Here is a 3,537-nt window from a genome sequence, read left to right on the forward strand (position 1 = left end):
GCGTCGTCCGGGGCCGGGGGCCGCTCGGGGGCGGCGTCCCGGCGGGCGCGCCGGCCCCGCGGCCGCGGCTCGGGCTCGGGCTGCGGCTCCCCGGTGACCACCTCCGCCGCGGGGACGACGAGCTCCGGCACGTCGGCCCGCAGGTAGGCCTGCGCGGCGCCGCGCACGGCCTGCTCGAGCCCGTCGCCCTCCAGGGCGGCGGCGTCGGCCTCGACGGCCACCTGGCCGGTGGCGAGGTCGACGCTGCCGAGGGGCGCACCGGTCTCGGCCGTGACGTACAGCCGGTCGGCGCCGTAACGGCGCCACCGGCGGACGATCAGGGCCTGCTCCACGTCCGGGATATCGGCATCGGACCGCTTGCCCTGAAGCATCGGCGCTCCCCTCCCCCACACGGGGGGCAGCCTACTTCGGGTCGAAGGTCAGGCTCACGGAGTTCATGCAGTACCGGTCACCGGTCGGGGTCTGCGGCGCGTCGTCGAAGACGTGCCCGAGGTGCGACCCGCACCTCGCGCAGCGGACCTCGGTGCGCACCATGCCCAGGCTGCGGTCCTCGATCAGCTCGACCTTGTCGCCCGCCAGCGGGGAGAAGAAGCTCGGCCACCCGCAGTGGGAGTCGAACTTGGTCTCCGACCGGAACAGCTCGTTGCCGCACGCGCGACAGCGGTACACGCCCTCGCGGTGCTCGTCGAGCAGCTCACCGGTCCACGGGCGCTCCGTCCCGGCCAGGCGCAGCACCTGGAACTCGGCAGGGTCCAGCTCGACCCGCCACTGCGACTCGTCCTTGGTGACCTCGTAGGTCTTCTCCGCCATCGCGGTCTCCTCTCGCCCGGCGGACGCCCCGCCCGCTGCGGCCGGGGCTGGTCCACCGGCAGCAGAACACGGACGCGGCCCGCGGTGTTCCGCGCCCGACGTCGGCCGGGCCGCGCCGCGCCGCGCACGAGCGCCTCCGCTCTCCGGCCCGGCCTACGCCGATCGGCGTCGGCGCGGCCGGAAGGCGTAGGCCGCGCCGAAAGGCGGAGGCCGCGCCGGAAGGCGGAGGCCGCGCCGCGCGCTACTGCTGCGCGCCGCCGCCGGAGCGGCCGCGGCCGCTGCGCCGGCGCCGGCCGCCGCCCTGGCCCTCGCCGCCCTGGCCGGCGCCGCGGGACCGGCCCGCGCCACCGGACTGCGCGCCCGCGCCGGTCCGGCCGCCGTACGAGCCGGTGGACGGGGCGTCGCCGCCCGAGGTCCACGCGACCATCGAGCCGCCGAGCACCGGCACGCCGCGCCCGCGGTCCGACCGGCCGCGGCCGCCACCGGCGGCGGGCGCGGACGAGCCGCCGCCCTGGCGCGCCGGGCGACCGCCGCCGGACGCCGTACCCGCGCCGCGGGCGGCCGGGGCGCCGGCGCCGCGGGCGGACGGCGCCCCCGGCGCACGGCCCGCGCGCTGGCCCCCCTCGGCCGGGCGCGACCCCGCGGCCGCCGGGCGCGACCCCGCGCCGCCGCCGCGGCGGCCGCGACCGCCGGACGCGCCGGAGCCGCCGGACCCCGCGCCCCGCGACCGGGACGGCTGCGCGGGCGCCGCGGCCGGGGCCGGGGCCACGTGGGCCGCGACCTCGCCGACCAGCGCGGCGACGACCGGCGAGCCCGGCGCGACGCGCTGCGGGGTCGCGGTGATCTTGGCCTTGCGGGTCAGGTCGCGGACGTCGCCGGCCTGCTCCGGGAGCATCACGGTGACCACGTCGCCGCCGGAGCCCGCCCGCGCCGTGCGGCCGGAGCGGTGCAGGTACGCCTTGTGCTCGGCGGGCGGGTCGACGTGCACGACCAGCTCGACGTCGTCGACGTGGATGCCGCGCGCGGCGATGTCGGTCGCCACGAGCACCTTCACCTCGCCGGAGGTGAACGCCGCGAGGTTCCGCTCGCGCGCGCCCTGGCCGAGGTTGCCCTGCAGGTCGACCGCGGGGACGCCGTCCTGCGTGAGCTGCTTGGCGAGCTTCTTGGCCTGGTGCTTGGTGCGGGTGAACAGCACGCGGCGGCCGGTGCCGGAGGCGAGCTCGCGGACGACCTCCTTCTTGGCGTCCGCGTCGGCGACGGCCAGCACGTGGTGCGTCATGGTCGACACCGGCGCGACCTCGGGGTCGACCGAGTGCGTCGTCGGGCGGTCGAGGTACCGCTTCACGAGCGTGTCCACGCCGTTGTCGAGCGTCGCCGAGAACAGCAGCCGCTGGCCGCCGCGCGGGGTCCGGTCGAGCAGCCGCTTCACGACGGGCAGGAAGCCGAGGTCGGCCATGTGGTCCGCCTCGTCCAGCACGGTGATCTCCACCGCGTCCAGGGAGCACAGGCCCTGCTTGATGAGGTCCTCGAGCCGGCCGGGGCACGCGACGAGCACGTCGATGCCGGCGTTCAGCGCGCTGACCTGCCGGCTCTGCGCGACCCCGCCGAACACGGTGGTCGACGTCAGGCCCGCGGTGGTCGCGAGCGGCTCGACGGTCGCGTGGATCTGGGTGGCGAGCTCGCGGGTCGGGGCGAGGATCAGCGCGCGGGGCCGGGCCTTGGCGCGCTGGGCCTTCGAGTCCGCGAGGCGCGCGACGACCGGCAGGGCGAACGCGATCGTCTTGCCGGAGCCGGTGCGGCCGCGGCCGAGCACGTCGCGCCCGGCGAGCGTGTCGGGCAGCGTGGCCGTCTGGATGGGGAACGGGTCGGTGATCCCGCGCTGCGCGAGGGACTGCGCGAGGGCGGCGGGCACACCGAGGTCGGTGAATCGAGGCATGAAGGGGGCGCCTTTCCGGCGGTGGTCGGGGTCCGCGGCCGCTGCGCGCGGGGCGGCGACCGGCGCCGGCGGCTCGGTCAGGCGAGCTTCTGCTGGCGGCGCAGGGCGCCCTGCGTGCGCAGGACGTAGGAGAACAGCTCGTCCGTCTCCCGGGTGGAGGTCTCCACGAACCGGCAGCCGTAGTGCGTCCCGGAGCGCGAGGGCTGGGCACGGACGACGACCGCCTGCAGCCAGAACGCGGCGGACAGCTCGGGGAAGACGAACCTCACCTCGCTGCCGACAGGCAGCTCGGTCTGACTCATCATACGCATCCCGTGCGCCGAGACGTCGAGGACGGTGAACACGAACGGGATCTCGTCGCCCTCGCCGGCGGCCTCGGCGTCGTCCCCGGCGACCTCCGCCGCGCTCTCCGCGTCCGGGCCGTGCCCGTGCTCGTCCGGCACCGCGGCCAGCCGCGCGAACCCCTGCACCTCCACGTGCACCGCCACCCGGGCGACCGCCCGCTTCTGCAGCGTCGACAGCAGCTCGACCCCGACGAACGCCACGGTGTCCGCGGTGATCCGGGCGACCTCGCCCTGGTAGACGCACTCGCCGCGCGCGTCGTCGAGGACCCGGAGCAGGTAGACGTCGCCCTCCGACACCCCGCGCACGATGCCCTCGAACCCCGCCCAGAGCACGCCGTCCTCGAACGTGCGGACGTAGCCGCTGAGGACGGCGTGGCCGTCGTGCTCGACCGAGCAGAGCGCGAGCTCGTGCATGCAGGCAGGTCCGTCCGGGGGGTGGGGCGGGGG

3 protein-coding genes and 1 pseudogene are annotated in these 3,537 nt (G+C 77.3%); all 4 read right to left on the reverse strand.

Going from position 1 to position 3,537, the window contains the following annotated elements; translation table 11 throughout:
* A pseudogene (locus MHY85_RS20570) lies at window positions 1–371 on the reverse strand (hypothetical protein); the annotation flags it as partial.
* Between the two features lie 31 nt (window positions 372–402).
* On the reverse strand, window positions 403–810 hold the full coding sequence (gene msrB / locus MHY85_RS20575) for a peptide-methionine (R)-S-oxide reductase MsrB (protein WP_239200234.1): 408 nt from the start codon (window positions 808–810) through the stop codon (window positions 403–405).
* Between the two features lie 241 nt (window positions 811–1,051).
* The gene (locus MHY85_RS20580) at window positions 1,052–2,746 is read right to left on the reverse strand and encodes a DEAD/DEAH box helicase (RefSeq protein ID WP_239200237.1); all 1,695 of its coding nucleotides are present in this window, start codon (window positions 2,744–2,746) and stop codon (window positions 1,052–1,054) included.
* 77 nt (window positions 2,747–2,823) lie between these two features.
* Window positions 2,824–3,537, reverse strand: a 714-nt coding sequence (locus MHY85_RS20585; protein ID WP_239200240.1) for a PilZ domain-containing protein, incomplete at its 5' end; no start/stop codon positions are given.

Origin of the sequence: Cellulomonas sp. ACRRI (assembly GCF_022346185.1) — a bacterium.
Classification (GTDB): Bacteria; Actinomycetota; Actinomycetes; order Actinomycetales; family Cellulomonadaceae; genus Cellulomonas.

Excerpts from the sequence above, each read along its gene's own strand:
- msrB (WP_239200234.1), bottom strand. The coding sequence starts at position 810 with ATGGCGGAGAAGACCTACGAGGTCACCAAGGACGAGTCGCAGTGGCGG.
- MHY85_RS20580 (WP_239200237.1), bottom strand. The coding sequence starts at position 2,746 with ATGCCTCGATTCACCGACCTCGGTGTGCCCGCCGCCCTCGCGCAGTCC.